General features: G+C 64.6%; 15 protein-coding genes. 6 read left to right on the top strand and 9 right to left on the bottom strand.

All coding sequences use genetic code 11. The features are described 5' to 3' along the window. Positions 1–76: 76 nt before the first annotated feature. From NHAM_RS07165 to NHAM_RS07155, 3 genes are all read left to right on the top strand, one after another. Entirely contained in the window at positions 77–2,359 is a 2,283-nt protein-coding gene (locus tag NHAM_RS07165; protein ID WP_011509916.1) for a transglycosylase domain-containing protein, read from the top strand. A 254-nt stretch (positions 2,360–2,613) separates the two neighbouring features. Next, complete coding sequence (locus NHAM_RS07160) at positions 2,614–3,192, top strand: DUF1214 domain-containing protein (RefSeq protein ID WP_011509915.1); 579 nt, start codon at positions 2,614–2,616, stop codon at positions 3,190–3,192. After that, positions 3,189–3,767 (top strand): DUF1254 domain-containing protein, encoded by a 579-nt coding sequence (locus NHAM_RS07155; RefSeq protein WP_011509914.1) that lies wholly within the window; start codon positions 3,189–3,191, stop codon positions 3,765–3,767. The genes NHAM_RS07160 and NHAM_RS07155 overlap by 4 nt, the downstream gene beginning before the upstream one ends. Positions 3,768–3,935: 168 nt before the next feature. Here the strand turns inward: NHAM_RS07155 and NHAM_RS07150 are convergent, their stop codons facing one another. Both NHAM_RS07150 and NHAM_RS07145 read right to left on the bottom strand, forming a co-directional pair. Then, positions 3,936–4,706 carry a hypothetical protein gene (locus NHAM_RS07150; RefSeq protein ID WP_011509913.1) on the bottom strand — a complete coding sequence of 257 codons (771 nt, stop codon included), beginning with the start codon at positions 4,704–4,706 and terminating at the stop codon, positions 3,936–3,938. Positions 4,707–4,835: 129 nt separating this feature from the next. Next, a complete protein-coding gene (locus NHAM_RS07145) occupies positions 4,836–5,039 on the bottom strand; it encodes a hypothetical protein (protein ID WP_041357814.1) in 204 nt (67 codons plus the stop codon). Positions 5,040–5,178: 139 nt separating this feature from the next. Between NHAM_RS07145 and NHAM_RS07140 the strand changes: the two genes are divergently transcribed. After that, complete coding sequence (locus tag NHAM_RS07140; protein ID WP_011509912.1) at positions 5,179–6,141, top strand: DUF2336 domain-containing protein; 963 nt, start codon at positions 5,179–5,181, stop codon at positions 6,139–6,141. Between the two features lie 97 nt (positions 6,142–6,238). Here the strand turns inward: NHAM_RS07140 and cckA are convergent, their stop codons facing one another. The 7 genes from cckA to flgB form a co-directional block, all read right to left on the bottom strand. Further along, complete coding sequence (gene cckA, locus NHAM_RS07135) at positions 6,239–8,800, bottom strand: cell cycle histidine kinase CckA (protein ID WP_011509911.1); 2,562 nt, start codon at positions 8,798–8,800, stop codon at positions 6,239–6,241. 155 nt (positions 8,801–8,955) lie between these two features. Further along, positions 8,956–10,035 carry a flagellar biosynthesis protein FlhB gene (flhB, locus tag NHAM_RS07130; protein WP_011509910.1) on the bottom strand — a complete coding sequence of 360 codons (1,080 nt, stop codon included), beginning with the start codon at positions 10,033–10,035 and terminating at the stop codon, positions 8,956–8,958. A 13-nt stretch (positions 10,036–10,048) separates the two neighbouring features. After that, the gene (gene fliR, locus NHAM_RS07125) at positions 10,049–10,819 is read right to left on the bottom strand and encodes a flagellar biosynthetic protein FliR (protein WP_011509909.1); all 771 of its coding nucleotides are present in this window, start codon (positions 10,817–10,819) and stop codon (positions 10,049–10,051) included. A gap of 192 nt (positions 10,820–11,011) precedes the next feature. After that, positions 11,012–11,275 (bottom strand): flagellar biosynthesis protein FliQ, encoded by a 264-nt coding sequence (gene fliQ / locus NHAM_RS07120; protein WP_011509908.1) that lies wholly within the window; start codon positions 11,273–11,275, stop codon positions 11,012–11,014. 144 nt (positions 11,276–11,419) lie between these two features. Then, positions 11,420–11,731: a flagellar hook-basal body complex protein FliE gene (fliE, locus tag NHAM_RS07115; RefSeq protein WP_011509907.1), complete on the bottom strand. Its 312-nt coding sequence runs from the start codon at positions 11,729–11,731 to the stop codon at positions 11,420–11,422. Between the two features lie 14 nt (positions 11,732–11,745). Beyond that, entirely contained in the window at positions 11,746–12,171 is a 426-nt protein-coding gene (gene flgC / locus NHAM_RS07110) for a flagellar basal body rod protein FlgC (protein WP_011509906.1), read from the bottom strand. Positions 12,172–12,200: 29 nt separating this feature from the next. Continuing rightward, a complete protein-coding gene (gene flgB, locus NHAM_RS07105; protein ID WP_011509905.1) occupies positions 12,201–12,608 on the bottom strand; it encodes a flagellar basal body rod protein FlgB in 408 nt (135 codons plus the stop codon). A gap of 358 nt (positions 12,609–12,966) precedes the next feature. Between flgB and NHAM_RS07100 the strand changes: the two genes are divergently transcribed. Beyond that, complete coding sequence (locus NHAM_RS07100) at positions 12,967–13,905, top strand: flagellar biosynthetic protein FliO (protein ID WP_011509904.1); 939 nt, start codon at positions 12,967–12,969, stop codon at positions 13,903–13,905. Continuing rightward, positions 13,902–14,657 carry a flagellar type III secretion system pore protein FliP gene (gene fliP / locus NHAM_RS07095; protein ID WP_011509903.1) on the top strand — a complete coding sequence of 252 codons (756 nt, stop codon included), beginning with the start codon at positions 13,902–13,904 and terminating at the stop codon, positions 14,655–14,657. Before NHAM_RS07100 ends, fliP begins: the two co-directional genes overlap by 4 nt. Positions 14,658–14,671 lie beyond the last annotated feature (14 nt).

The following is a 14,671-nucleotide window of genomic DNA, read 5'->3' as shown; positions in this document are numbered from 1 at the left end:
CAACACTCTTGCATGACGTGCCGACGGCGCCCGGACGGGGGCGCTGCCACCCCGCAGATCGGTCACAGGCCCTCCGGTGCGCAACATCCTGCCCTCCGATTGGAAAAAGCGAATCCGGCATGTCCTGCTGGACTTCGATGCGCGCATCGATTCGACGCTGTTCTCCTCGGCGGTGGGCGCGCGCGAACTTTACGAGCGCTTCTCCACCTTCATGGACCGCTTCTATGTCGGCCGCTGGAAACGCTGGGTGTTCGTCGAGCCGTTGTCGGAAGCCGCAACGCTCGGCCTCGGCGGTCTCATCGTCCTGCTGGCGCTGGCGCAGCCGGCGTTCCGCGAAACCGCGGACGAGGACTGGCTGAAGAAATCCGATCTCGCGGTCACGTTCCTCGACCGCTACGGCAACCCGATCGGCAGCCGCGGCATCAAGCACAACGATGCGATACCGCTGGAAGATTTTCCCGACAACCTGATCAAGGCGACGCTCGCGACCGAAGACCGCCGCTTCTACGATCACTTCGGCATCGACGTCGGCGGCACCTTCCGCGCGCTGGTGACCAACGCGCAGGCCGGCGGCGTGCGGCAAGGCGGTTCCTCGATCACCCAGCAACTCGCGAAAAACCTGTTCCTCTCCAACGAGCGCACCATCGAGCGCAAGATCAACGAGGCCTTCCTCGCGATCTGGCTGGAAACCCGACTGACCAAGAACGAAATCCTGAAGCTGTATCTCGACCGCGCCTACATGGGCGGCGGCACCTTCGGCGTCGACGGCGCGGCGCATTTCTACTTCAACAAGTCGGTGCGCGACGTCAATCTCGCCGAAGCCGCGATGCTCGCCGGCCTGTTCAAGGCGCCGACCAAATACGCGCCGCACATCAACCTGCCCGCCGCCCGTGCCCGCGCCAACCAGGTGCTCGACAACATGGTCGATGCGGGCTTCATGACCGAGGGCCAGGTGTTCGGTGCGCGGCGCAACCCCGCCACCGCAGTCGACCGCCGCGACGAGAACTCGCCGAACTACTATCTCGACTGGGCCTTCGACGAGATGCGCAAGCTGGTCGATACGTTTCCGCGCTCCTATACCGAGCGCGTGTTCGTGGTGCGCACCGCCATCGACATGAATGTGCAGCACGCAGCAGAAGAGGCGATCGAGAACCAGTTGCGCCAGTTCGGCCGCGACTATCACGCGACCCAGGCCGCCACCGTGGTCGCGGATCTCGACGGCGGCGTGCGCGCGATGGTCGGCGGTCGCGATTACGGCGCCAGCCAGTTCAATCGCGCGACCGACGCCATGCGCCAGCCCGGATCGTCGTTCAAGCCGTATGTCTACACCACCGCGCTGCTCAACGGCTTCAAGCCGACCTCCACGATCGTCGACGGCCCCGTCTGCCTCGGCAACTGGTGCCCGCAGAACTACGGTCATTCCTACTCCGGCAAGGTGACATTGACCCAGGCGCTGACCCGCTCGATCAATGTCATCCCGGTGAAGCTGTCGATCGCGCTCGGCGGCAACCCACGCAACGTCTGGGCCAGCGCCAAGAAGGGCCGGCAAATGATCGTCGAGACGGCGCACAAGTTCGGCATCGTCACGCCGCTGCCCGATACGCCCTCGCTGCCGATCGGCGCCGACGAGGTCAACGTGCTCGAACACGCCGTCGCCTATGCCACGTTCCCGAACAAGGGCAAGGCGGTCACGCCGCACGCGGTTCTGGAAGTCCGCACCGGCGCCGGCGATCTGGTCTGGCGCTACGACCGCGATGGCCCCAAGCCGCGCCAGATCATTCCACCCTCGGTCGCCGCCGATATGGCGATGATGATGAGCCACGTGGTCAGTGAAGGCACCGCGCGGCGCGCCATCCTCGACGGCATTCCGGCGGCGGGCAAGACCGGCACCACCAACGCCTACCGCGACGCCTGGTTCGTCGGCTACACTGGCAACTTCGTGTGCGGAGTCTGGTACGGCAACGACGACTACTCGCCGACCAACCGCCTGACCGGTGGTGCGCTGCCTGCCCAGACATGGCATGACATCATGACGGCCGCGCATCGCGGCGTCGAAATCAAGGACATTGCCGGTGTTGCGGCGCCGGCGAAACCGACCGCTGCCGCCGCCAAAACCGCAGGCAGCGAAGACAATGCAAATCCCGCGCCGCCGCCCATCCTGACCAAGCGCGGCGCCGAGATCCTGGTGCGCGTGGAAAAGATGCTGGATCAAGCAGGCAAGACAATCGGAAAAACCTCGGCCGCCGAACCGGTCAATCCAGCTCCCTCCGGCGCGCCTCGCCCCGTTTCGACCGGCGCCGACAACCTCGCGGCCGCAACGTCCGGCGACCGAGCGACGCTGTCGCCTCCCAAGAACTAGTGGTCCGATCCCGACATTCGCATTACAGATGCGTGGCGAGCCGAATGGCTAATATCGAATGTCGAATGAATCCACGCCACTATAGCGTTTTCGAGCGAGGTGGATACCGGTTCGCGTGAAGCATCAAAACCCTAGAGCCCCGGTTCTGATTCCATCAGAACTGAAAGGGCTCTAGGTCATACAGCGTCTGTCGCGAGTTCGCGCCAGAGGAGTGCCGTGATCGTTTGCAAACTTCAAAACCGGAGCGCCGACCCGTGCGGCTGATTTTCATCATCTTGCTGGGGTTCGGTCTCGCCACCGCGGTCGGCCTCGGAGCCACCTGGTTCACCGCGACGCGCGGCACCGATTTCGGCACGCTGACCATCGGCGCGTGGACAGCACGGCCAAGGACCGGATCCGCCGACATCGACCCCTATTCACGCGCCACGATTGCGCGCAGCGGCGAACTGCCGATCGGAGCCGGCGACGGCATCGCATTTCTCGCCACCGCCGACGACGGCAAGCGACCGCTCGATGGCCGCTGCGACGTCATCGTCAGCGGCGTTACGCCAGCGGCGCGATTCTGGACACTGACGCTCTACGACCGCAAGGGCCAGCTGGTGGCGAACTCGCTGCAACGCTACGGCTTTACCAGCGAGGAGATCGTACGGAATTCCGACGGCTCGTTCGCGGTGCACGTGGCATCGCGCGCGCGCGCCGGCAACTGGCTGCCGACCGGCGGCATCGAGCGCTATGTGCTGATGCTTCGGCTCTATGACACCCCTGTCGGGGTCGCGACGCGAACCCAGCGCGACGCGCCGATGCCCTCCATCGCGACTGGAGGGTGCTCATGATCCGCGTGCTGTTTGCGATCGTCGGCGGCATCCTGCTCGGCGGGATTGTCCATCTCGTCAGCGTGCTGGCGCTGCCGCGAATCGCCTCGCAGGACGCCTATTCGCGGCTGACGACGATCACCACGCCGAACGCGGTGACGCAGCTGCCGCTGGCCGATCCCGGCCACTCGCCGATGCCGTTCATGGATCCCGCATTTGCCGTCGCGGTCTGCCGCTACGACCTGTCGGGCGGATCGATCAAGCTGACGGTGCCGGTGAGCCAGGCCTACACGTCGGTGTCGTTCTATACCCGCAGCGACGTCGCCTATTACGCCATCAACGACCGTTCCGCCGGACGCAAGGTGATTGAGCTCAACCTGATGACCGAAGCGCAGCACGCGGAACTGCCCGAAGAAGAGGACGTGACGGCGGCGGACCGGCTCATCATCGACTCTCCCTCGACGACGGGGCTGATCGTTCTGAAGGCGCTGGCGCCGGAGCCGGGCATGATGGAGCAGGCGAAAGCCTCGCTCGCCGCGGCAAAGTGCCGACTACAGACCGAGCCTCCCATGGTGAAGCCCGAGGCGAAGCGATAGGCGATGGCGCTCGTTTAGCTCGCTTCACGCTTAGGCGGAAACATCTCGATCATCGTCATTGCCGGGCTTGACCCGGCAATCCATCATTTCCGAAAGAAGATGGATGCGCGGGTCAAGCCCGCGCACGACGCCGGAAATCGGACTGCTTCCGCGTAATTGGGAACGACCCTACCCGCGCGTGCGCAAGGCGCGGCCGATCACCGGCGCTGCAGCGACCGGGGGATTTGCGGTCAGCACCGCAAGCTGCCCGATCAGACGGTCGGCATCGGCCGCCATGTTATCCGGCGCCTGAACCACCAGATGCTCGAGCGCCCAGCGATACGACGCGATCCGCTGCTCGAGGCACTGCTGCACCCACTGCACGACCAAGGCGTTCTCTTCCATCCGCGCGACGGCGTCGGCGCGCTCGCGCGGCGACAGGTCGGAGACGAACTTCAGGCTGGCATTGCGCTTGCTGTCGAGATCGAAGACCTGCCTGGCGGTGTTGAAAAACGGATCGAACCGGGTGAGGTCGTCGCGAACGTCGTCTATCAGTTGCGCATAGCGCGAGGCGTCGGAGCGGTGCGGCTCGTCGATGAGCTGGCGGCCGTAAGCCGATCGATCGAACGCAGGCTTCTGCCGCCACGGCGGGGAAAACGGCTTGTAGTCGCCGAACACGCTCTTCCAGGTCGGCCGCGAATGCGGCGGCTCGATCAGCGGATAGGCGAGATCGCGCAACAGCCGCTCGTTGTCGGTCAACTGGAATCGCGACGACTGCAGGCCGATGCTGCCGGTGGCCTCAGTGCCCATCCAGCGGTGCATGTCGTCGTTGCGGGCATCCTGACGGACGCGGCCGAAGTCGCCGCCGCTGCATGCGGCAACCGTGGCGCTAAGAAGGATCACGGAAACAAGCGAAGAGAGGCGCGGACATCCCGGCCCTGCTGGCGTCGCTGGAGCCATTCCAGCTTTGATAGAATCAAAGCCGGGCTCCAGCTTTTTGTTTTGACGCGTATTCTTGACGCGAACCGGTACCCACTTCGCTCGAAAACGCTCCAGCGGATTTTCCAGCATCGAAATGTATCCGAAAAATCAGGAGCGGGCGCGGCGACGGCGACGGCGGCCAGGGGCCGTGCCCTCCTCGGGACCGCTTCCACCGCTACTTTCGCCGGTCTCGCGGTCGATGCGGATGACCGGCAGGATCACGACCGTTCCGATCCCGTGGTCCGGAGAGCGATCCATCGCCGATCCCGGCCGCGAAGCCGCATCTGCCGGAAACGCAATAACGGTGCCCATACCCAGTCTCTCCCCGCCCCCGGTGCCGTCCCGAATTCGGCGACGACGCGCCGGGATTTAGAACCCGGCATGGTTAACCACCCGTTAAAGCGGGCTCGCTAGGTTGAGGACGAGCAGTTCTCCGCAAGCGTATGCCGACATGATCGCACCTCCGATGTTTCCCGGCTTCGACGGGTTGTTGACGCTGTCCCGCCGGGACGGCGTGGACATCCGTCCGACCCTGTTGCGGGTACTGACCGACCTTTACGTGCAGACCAGCACGCACTCCGCTGAGGAGGAGCAACACTTCGTCGAACTCACGACGCGCCTGATCGATCAGGTCGACGATGCCACCCGCGCCGCGGTGCGCGCCCGCCTATCGATCTATCCACGCACCCCGGCGGCGATCATGAGCAAGCTGCGGCTTCACCCGGCCGCCGCCCACCCGCGCGCGCCCATCGCGCCGCCATCGCCGCACGCACCGCCGGCCGCAGAGGCAAAGCCCCGCACGATCGCGACGCTGGCGATGGAGCCGCGCGACGCCGCCGAAATCAGCGAAATGTTCTTCAGCGCAAACGCCAGGGATCGCGCCTTGATCCTGCACAATCTGGCGACAGCGCCGCTGCGGCCTTCGCCGCACATCCATCCGTCCCGGGCCGCGCGCGCGATCGAGACCCTTCACATGGCAGCGTTCGCGGCCGACGTCGATAATTTCACGACCGAACTCGGCGAGACGCTGATCCTGCCCGCTCGCGTCGCCGAGCGGGTGGTGAAGGATCCGGGCGGCGAGCCACTTGCCTGTGCCGCCAAGGCCGTCGGCATGTCTTCGAGAATCTTTCAGCAGGTTCTGCTGTTTCTCGATCCGGCCATCGGCACATCCGTTGTCGCGGTATACCGGCTGTCGCGGCTCTACGACCAGCTGAACGAACGCTCCGCCCGGATCATGCTGGCGGCCTGGCGCGGCGCAACGATGACGGAGGCGCGGGCCAAATATCGTCCTACCCTTTATGACGACGAACGCCATCGCGTCCGAACGGCACCGGCGCACACCCGTCCCGGCGTTGCCCAGCCCGGCGCGGCGGCTTTTCGGCGTGGCACCGGCCGCGATGGATCGGACGGTTAGCTAGAGCGGTACCGGTTCTCGGGAAGAAAACGCGTCAAATCAAAATCATAGAGCCCGCTTCTGATTCCATCAGAAGCGAAAAGGCTCTAGAGTCCAGCTATGACAGCGCCATCGTCTCCTTGACCTTGGCGATCAGCGCGCTGAGCGCGAACGGCTTCGCAAGGAAGGCGAACTGTTCGTTCTCCGGCAGGCTCTTGTCGAACGCTTCTTCGGCATAACCCGACACGAAGATGATCTTGAGATCGGGATTGCGCACGCGCATTTTCCGCAACAGGGTCGGCCCGTCCATTTCCGGCATCACGACATCGGAGACGACGAGATCGACCGCGCCGTTCTTCTGGTCGAGCGCTTCCAGCGCCTCGATGCCGTTGGAGGCCTCGATCACGCTGTAGCCGCGCGAGCGAAGCCCGCGCGCGTTGAGCGAACGCAGTCCCTCCTCGTCCTCCACCAGCAGGATGGTGCCGTGCCCTGTGAGGTCTGTGCTCGCCGGCTTGGGAGCACCCGCCGGCTCCTGCCCCTTGCCCGCGCCGTTGGCGGGTGCCGGCTGCGCCTCGACCTCTGGATAATGGCGCGGCAGGAAAATGCGGAACGTCGTACCCTCGCCCGCTTTGGAATCGACGTAGATGAAGCCGCCGGTCTGCTTGACGATGCCGTAGACCGTGGACAGGCCGAGCCCGGTCCCCTTGCCGACCTCCTTGGTCGAAAAGAACGGCTCGAAGATCTTGTCGACGATGTCGGGTGGAATGCCCGAGCCGGTGTCGCTGACATCGACCAGCACGTAGTCAGCGGCCGGTATTCCCTTGTAGCCGAACGTCGCGACCTCCGCCGCCGCAACGTTGGCGGTGCGGATCGCGAGCCTGCCGCCGTTCGGCATGGCGTCGCGCGCATTGACCACGAGGTTGACGATCACCTGCTCGAACTGCGAGACGTCGGCCTTGACCGGCCACAGGTCGCGCCCGTGCACGACGCCGGGGAAGGTGACCTTCTCGCCGATCAGGCGCTTCAGCAGCATACCGATATCGCTCAGGGTGTCGCCGAGATCGAGCACCTTCGGCTGCAGGGTCTGCCGCCGCGAGAACGCCAGCAGTTGCCGCACCAGCGCGGCGGCGCGGTTGGCGTTCTGCTTGATCTGCATGATGTCCTGGAACGACGGATCGGTCGGCTTGTGCGCGTTCAGCAGGAAGTCGTTCGCCATCATGATGGCGGACAGCACGTTGTTGAAATCGTGCGCGATGCCGCCGGCGAGCTGGCCGACCGACTCCATCTTCTGCGACTGATTGATCTGGTTTTCGAGCGTACGCCGCTCAGTCGTCTCCAGCATGTACACGATCGCGGCTTCCGCGTCGCGATCGTCCTCCCCCACCACCGCGGTGACGAAAAACTGTCCCCAGCGCTCGCGCGCGCCGCTCAACATCGCATCGACCGGCGGAATATCGCCCTGCCCCTCCGCCGCGGCATGGATGGCCGCGCTCAACTGGCCACGATCGCGTTCGTTGACCGCCGCGAGAATCGACCTGGACGCTGCGCCATCCGGACTGAGGCTCTGCGCGAGTTTCGCGAACCGCGCGTTGGCGCGATGGACGACACCGGATTTGTCGACGGTGGCGATCGCCATCGGCGTGTGGTCGAAGAAGCGCATGAAGCGGACTTCGGCGGCGCGCTGCGGATCGACGCGCTCGTCGCGGGCGCGGCTGATCACCAGCGTCCGCGAGGGACCGGGCACACCGTCGGCGCCGAATGCCAGCTTGTGATACAGCCGCGCCGGCATTGTCTTGCCGTTGCGCATCCGCAGGTCGATGTCGAAGACCTCGGTCCGGACTTCGCCGGGCGCAGCAATGATCGACGTCAGCAAAGCCGCGCCGTCGCCGGAGACGACGTCGGTGAGCTTCAAGCCGCCCGAGCCGATCTCCGCGAGATCGTGATCCAGCCAGTTGGCGAGCGTGGCGTTGACGTAGGCGAGATCGCCCGCCTTGTTGACCGAGAAGAAGCCGCACGGCGCATGATCGAGATATTCGATCGCATGGCGCAATTCCTGGAACACGTCTTCCTGCCGGTCGCGGTCGCGGGTGATGTCGGCGATCGACCACACGGCGTATCTGGAGTGCCGCTTCGTCTGGCCGAGCGGGCGGACCCGCATCCGCAGCCAGCGGCCGTGCGCGCCGTCGGCAGCGGCGACGCGCACCTCTTCCTGCTGGCGCTTGCCTTCGCGCGCGGCCTTCAGCAGGCGGAATACCGCCTCGGAGACGTCGGGGTTGCCGATGAACACGCGCTCCACCGGCCGTACGTCCTGCATCGATGTGGCGCCGGTCAGGGTGAGATAAGCGGCGTTGGCATAAACGATGTGCCCGCCGGAATCGGTGACGGCGATGCCGTCGAACGCGTGATCGGCGATCGGGCGCATCAGCGGATCATCGGCGGTGCGGTCGGCGAAGCGGACGATCCCGGCCGCGAATGCGAACAGCGTGAACAGCCCGACCATCGCCAGCAGGGCCAGCAGCGCCAGAATATAAGGCTGGGCGTTGGCACGCCCGAGCGTCATGAACGCCACGGCGGCCGCGACGATAGCGCCCGCGACCAGCAGCACCAGCAGGATGCTGCCGCTCCGCCGCGCCGGCTCCTGCGTCACCTGCGGCGAATCGATGTCGGGATCGGACGTCATGGAATCCGGCGGGACCTGTCGCAGCGGGCGCGGAATGCGCCTGCGCCGGCTCCTGAGTGCCTGAATCGGACCCGGCAGCGCAAGCACCTCATGGGCTCAATTTCCGCCATTTTCCCCGATCCGGATACTCTTCCCCACGATACCGCGGTCCGGCGTCAGGCACGGCGTCTCGAAAAGCCGTGCTTCAGGCCCATGACGTAGCCGATGATTTCGGCGACCGCGTGATAGTGCTCGACCGGAATCTCGTCGTCGATCTTGACGGTGGCATACAGCGCGCGGGCCAGCGGTACGTTTTCGACAATCGGAATGTCGTGCTCGCGGGCGATCTCCCTGATCTTGAGCGCGATGTTGTCCATGCCCTTGGCGACGCAGACCGGCGCCGACATACCGCGCTCGTAGGACAAGGCGACCGAATAGTGCGTCGGATTGGTGATGATGACCGAAGCCTTGGGCACCGCGGCCATCATGCGCTTCTTCATGCGGGCATGGCGCAATTGCCTGATCCGGGCCTTGATGTGCGGATCGCCTTCCGACTGCTTGAACTCCTCCTTCATCTCCCGCAGCGACATCTTCTGCCGCTCGAACCACTGCCGGTACTGGAACAGGTAGTCTGCGATCGCGACCAGCGCGAGCATCGCAACAACCGCACCGAGCAATTGCAACGTCAGGGTCGTGGTGGTGGGGAGGATGGCGTTCGGGTCGAGCCGTACCAAGGCATCGAGCCGCGATCGCTCCGGCCAGAGCACCGCTGTCATGACCGCGCCGAGCGCCAGCACCTTGAAAAGTCCCTTGGCGAAGTTTGCGGCGGCCTGCTTGCCGAAAATCCGCTTGGCGCCGGACACCACTGAAATCTTGCTGAGCTTCGGCTTGAGCGTTTCCCCCGACCAGACGAAGCGGTGCTGGACGACGTTGCCGGCAATGGCGGCCAGCATCAGCATCAGCAGCGGCAGGCCGAGCGCGGCGGCGAGGATGTATTCGAGCTGCTGGGCCAGCGCCAAAAGGCCGGGGCCGTCGGTCCGGATCTGCCAGGAATTGGCGATCAGGTTGCGCAGCGGCATCTCGACGCCGCCGCCGACCGAGCCTCCAAACGTCGCCAGCACCAGCGTCGCACCGGCAATCACGAACCAGGTGTTGACCTCCTGGCTCTTGGCGACGTCGCCACGCTCGAGCGCATCGTCGAGGCGTTTTTGAGTCGGATCTTCTGTCTTCTCGGTATCGTCGCTCTCGTCGGCCATCGTCGCGGCGTCCTCAGTTCAGCGGCGTCAGGTCGTGCATCACGCCGATAAAGTAATCCATGTAGGTTCCCATCATGGATGCCAGCACGGCGGCTAGGATCACGAAGCCTATGAATATCGAGAGCGGCACGCCGACGAAATAGACCTGCATCTGCGGCATCAGCCGCGCCAGCACGCCAAGCCCGATATTGAAGACCAGCCCGAATACCAGAAACGGCGCCGACAGTTGCAGGCCGATCTTGAAAGCGGCGGCGAAGGCGCGCGTCGCCAGCGCCGCCACGTCGCCGCTCGGCATCAGTTCGCCCGGCGAGAAAATCTTGTAGCTGTCGTTCAGCGCGGCGATGACCAGATAGTGCGTATCGGTCGCGAACAGCAGCGCGATGCCAAGAAGGGTCAGGAAGTTGCCCATCAGCGCGCCTTGCTGGCCCTGGGTCGGATCGATCGATGTGACGAATCCGAGTCCGAGTTGCTGTGCGATGACCGAGCCTGCCACACTCAAGGCCGCGAGCGTGACGCGCGCGGTGGCGCCGAGCACCACGCCGATGATGATCTCATGCACCATCAACACCGCCAGCGGTGCGACCGACTGCATGTCGACGTGATAGGCCGAACGATGCAGCGGCAGGATGATGAGGGTCAGAAGCAGCGCGATAGCGAGCTTGACCCGCACCGGAATGAAGACCTCGCCAAACCCCGGCAACAACATCACCATCGCGCCGATGCGGGCAAACACCAGCATGAAAGCGGCGCCAAGGGCGGGCAGAAGCGAGATATCGATGTGCATGATGCCCGAGGGTCTGATCCAACTTCGTTGAATCAGACCCTCGCCTTATCCTTTTGAATTGAGCATGATCTTATCCGAAAACTGGTTCCTACTTTTCGGGATCATGCTCAATGGCCCGATCCTGACATTCGCGTCCGCAGCTTGCAGCCAAACGGATCGCGAATATCGCATTCACTCCACCGGCCTTGTGCATCAGCCGCCGATGATTCGCGATGAAATCCGCATCATTTCGGCGTGCAGCGCATCGGCCATGAACGGCAGCGCCAGCACCAGCGTCACGAAGATCGCAAGAATCTTCGGCACAAACACCAGCGTCTGCTCCTGGATCTGCGTCAAGGCCTGCACCAGCGAAATGACGACGCCGACGATCAGGCCGACGCCCAGCAGCGGTCCTGAGACCAGAACGATAGTCCAGATCGCGTCACGCGCGACATCCAGTGTTTCAGCGCCGGTCATGTTCCTATCCTTATCTTATCTTATCTTATCTTGGCAGCCTGTCTCATTGACCGTCATCGCGAGGCGTGAAGCGACGAAGCAAATCCAGTTTGTTCAGGTGGTCTCTGGATGGCTTCGCTTCGCTCGCCATGACGACATGATCGATCAGATCGGCATCCTCATGATGTCTTCGTAGGACTGGATGACGCGGTCGCGCACCGACACCAGCGTCGACACCGCGACGTCGGTATCCGCCACCGCCGTCACCACATCCATCACATTGGCCTTGCCCGACGCCATCGCCACGGTCTGCGCATCGGACTTCCGCCCGGCTTCCATCACGCTGCCGAGCGCATCCTTCAACACCGAACTGAACGACGGGCCGCCGCCCTCCGACGCCTTGCCGGCGGCGGTGCCGGAATCCATCATCTTCGCGAGGCTCGCATAGGCGTTTGCTGCGACGGTGGGCGATGCCATGGTCAGGTCTCCGATCAGGACTTGAGGATATCGAGCGTGCGCTGGATCATCCGGCGCGTTGCGCTGATGATGTTGAGGTTGGCCTCGTAGGACCGCTGCGCGTCACGCATGTCGGTCATTTCGACCAGCGAATTGACGTTGGGATATTTGACGTTGCCGCTGGCGTCGGCGGCCGGATTGCTCGGCTCGTGCTTGATGCGGAACGTCGACATGTCGGGCTTCACCCGGCCGAGCGACACCACTTTCGCATCGAGCGCGCGATCGAGAGCCGATGAAAAGGTCGGCACCTTGCGGCGGTAGGGATCGCCGCCCGGTACTTGCGCGGTGGAATCGGCGTTGGCGATGTTTTCCGAGATCACCCGCATCCGCCCGGCCTGCGCCCGCAGACCGGAGGTCGCGATGCTCATCGATCGCATGAAGTCGGCGCCGTTGTCTGCCATGATGCGGTCTCCCTCCGTTCAGCCCTGCGTCACGCCTTGCCGACAGCCATTTTCAACAGTCGCAGGCTGCGGCTGTAGAGCGAGGTTGCGGCGGCGTAGTCCATCTGGTTGGCCGATACCTTGAGCATCTGATCCTCGAGGTTGACAGCGTTCCCTGCCGGACGGGTCTGAAAACCGGCATGACGATTCTGGTCGAAGTTCGAGGCCGGGCCGGAGCCGGCGATGGTCTGGCCCGACGTGGTGCGCATCATCGCCAGCGTCGCACCGCCCGAGGCATTGCCGCCCTGCGCGTCGAACTTCGGCTCGACGAGATCGCGCGGCTTGAAGTTCGGCGTGTCGGAGTTGGCGATGTTTTCGGCGAGAACGCGCTGGCGCTCCTGATGCCACTGCATCCGGGTGCGGAGCGCGGCGAGCGCGGAAATATCGTGGATGGGCACAGCGGGTCTCCGCTCCGGCCTCGGGGCGATGCGCCGCCGAGCTAGGCAGAATTTGCCGGCCTTATGGTTAACAGCAGGTTAAGAACCGCAAGGCTGTGCGATCCGGACGGAGCCGGTGCCTCGCGAGCCAAGGCATTTTTGCGACGAATGCTGCGTTAACCACCCGCATTAACCGGAACCTCCGATGCTCAGAAGTTGTTTTGGTCTGGTCGATTCATAGGTTATTAAGGCTAACAGCGGCAGCTTTTGCCGGACGGGGTTAACAGATAGGGCCAAGGCTCGGTCGTCGTGGGAGGATGCCGAAAAGCATTCGACGATCCGAAGCTGAAATAAAGGCACTTTCTGTCAGGGACACAGCATGCAGGCAGTCACATTCGTCATCGCATTTATTGTGGTCCTGGCGCTAATCGCCGGGTCCGCCTGGCTGGTGCGGCGATTCGCGGGAAACCGTCTCGGCACCAACGCCAATCGGGGACGAATGCCCCGTCTGGCGGTGATCGACGCCGCCGCAATCGACGGACGCCGGCGGCTGGTCCTGGTGCGCCGCGACAACGTCGAGCACCTGCTGATGATCGGCGGCCCATCCGACATCGTCGTGGAGCCCAACATCGTCCGCGCCACGCCCGGACGCGATCAATTGCCGCAACGTCCGTCGTCCGGCAGCGAGTTGTCGCCGTCGCGCCTGCCGCCGCTGGCCGAAACCGGCTGGACCGAGTCCGACAGCCCCCACTCCGATCCGCTCGATCATCCCGAACCTCAGATGCCGGAGCCGCCGCGACCGGTCCGCCCGCCTCCCTTCGCCGATGCCGTGCGCCGTCCGGCCGCTGCCGAGCGCCGCAGCGATCCCTTGGCCGGCTTCACGCCCGAACCAATGAGCCGGACCGATATTCGCGGCACCCGTCCGGCGCGCAGCGAGCCGGTGATGCCGACGCGGCCACCCGTTCGTCCGGTCGAACCGACGCTCGCATCGCCTCCGCGTGCGGCCGAACGGCCGACGCCCCCGCCGGTGTCGACGCCCGCCGCACCACCTCCGCCTGCGCCCAACGCGGATCAAAATCTCGCCGAGATGGCGCAACGCCTCGAGGCCGCACTCCGTCGTCCGACCGGCGACGGCAAGGCCGCTGCCGCGCCGCCGGTCTCCCTCGAACCGCCGTCCCGCCCGCGGAGCGAGGAAACGTCGGCCGCCACCGCACCGCGCAGCGAGCCGCCGGTCGCGCCGCCCGGTCCGAAATCCGGGTTCGAGCACCTTGAAGACGAGATGGCGTCTCTGCTCGGACGCTCTAAGTCGCCTTCGTGAGGCCGGCGGCCCACCCGCGTAGAGTTTTATTCGTTCTCGTTCTGATAGCCGCCGGGTCGCTCGCCGACCCGGCGTTTGCGCAGGATATCAGCATCAACCTCGGCGGCGCCGGCAACGGCGGCGTGACCGAACGCGCGATTCAGTTGATTGCGCTGCTGACGGTGTTGTCGATCGCACCGTCGATCCTGATCATGATGACGTCGTTCACGCGCATCGTGGTGGTGCTGTCGCTGCTGCGCACCGCGCTCGGCACCGCAACCGCGCCACCTAACTCCGTCATCATCGCGCTCGCGATGTTCCTCACCGCCTTCGTGATGGGACCGACGCTGCAGAAATCCTATGACGACGGCATCAAGCCGCTGGTCGCCAACCAGATCACCGTCGAGGAAGCGCTGCAGCGCGCTTCGGTTCCGCTGCGCGGTTTCATGCAGAAGAACGTGCGCGAACAGGACCTCAAGCTGTTCATCGATCTGTCCGGCGAGCCGCCGCCGGCGACGCCCGCCGACCTGTCGCTGCGCATCCTGATGCCGGCCTTCATGATCTCGGAACTGAAGCGCGCCTTCGAGATCGGATTCCTGCTGTTCCTGCCGTTCCTTATCATCGACCTCGTGGTGGCATCGGTTTTGATGTCGATGGGCATGATGATGCTGCCGCCGGTCGTGGTGTCGCTGCCGTTCAAGCTGATCTTCTTCGTGCTGGTGGACGGCTGGTCGCTGGTGGCAGGCAGCCTGGTGCAGAGCTATGGGAGTTGAGCCGGCGACCGCGG

Source organism: Nitrobacter hamburgensis X14, from assembly GCF_000013885.1.
In the GTDB taxonomy this organism is placed as follows: Bacteria; Pseudomonadota; Alphaproteobacteria; order Rhizobiales; family Xanthobacteraceae; genus Nitrobacter; species Nitrobacter hamburgensis.
The sequence above is the reverse complement of the archived record's forward strand: the minus strand, read 5'-3'. Positions and strand labels throughout refer to the sequence as shown.

Excerpts from the sequence above, each read along its gene's own strand:
- flhB (WP_011509910.1), bottom strand. The coding sequence starts at position 10,035 with ATGGCCGACGAGAGCGACGATACCGAGAAGACAGAAGATCCGACTCAA.
- flgC (WP_011509906.1), bottom strand. The coding sequence starts at position 12,171 with ATGGCAGACAACGGCGCCGACTTCATGCGATCGATGAGCATCGCGACC.
- fliR (WP_011509909.1), bottom strand. The coding sequence starts at position 10,819 with ATGCACATCGATATCTCGCTTCTGCCCGCCCTTGGCGCCGCTTTCATG.
- NHAM_RS07145 (WP_041357814.1), bottom strand. The coding sequence starts at position 5,039 with ATGGGCACCGTTATTGCGTTTCCGGCAGATGCGGCTTCGCGGCCGGGA.
- NHAM_RS07150 (WP_011509913.1), bottom strand. The coding sequence starts at position 4,706 with ATGGCTCCAGCGACGCCAGCAGGGCCGGGATGTCCGCGCCTCTCTTCG.
- fliQ (WP_011509908.1), bottom strand. The coding sequence starts at position 11,275 with ATGACCGGCGCTGAAACACTGGATGTCGCGCGTGACGCGATCTGGACT.
- NHAM_RS07140 (WP_011509912.1), top strand. The coding sequence starts at position 5,179 with ATGATCGCACCTCCGATGTTTCCCGGCTTCGACGGGTTGTTGACGCTG.
- NHAM_RS07100 (WP_011509904.1), top strand. The coding sequence starts at position 12,967 with ATGCAGGCAGTCACATTCGTCATCGCATTTATTGTGGTCCTGGCGCTA.
- NHAM_RS07155 (WP_011509914.1), top strand. The coding sequence starts at position 3,189 with ATGATCCGCGTGCTGTTTGCGATCGTCGGCGGCATCCTGCTCGGCGGG.
- fliE (WP_011509907.1), bottom strand. The coding sequence starts at position 11,731 with ATGGCATCGCCCACCGTCGCAGCAAACGCCTATGCGAGCCTCGCGAAG.
- cckA (WP_011509911.1), bottom strand. The coding sequence starts at position 8,800 with ATGACGTCCGATCCCGACATCGATTCGCCGCAGGTGACGCAGGAGCCG.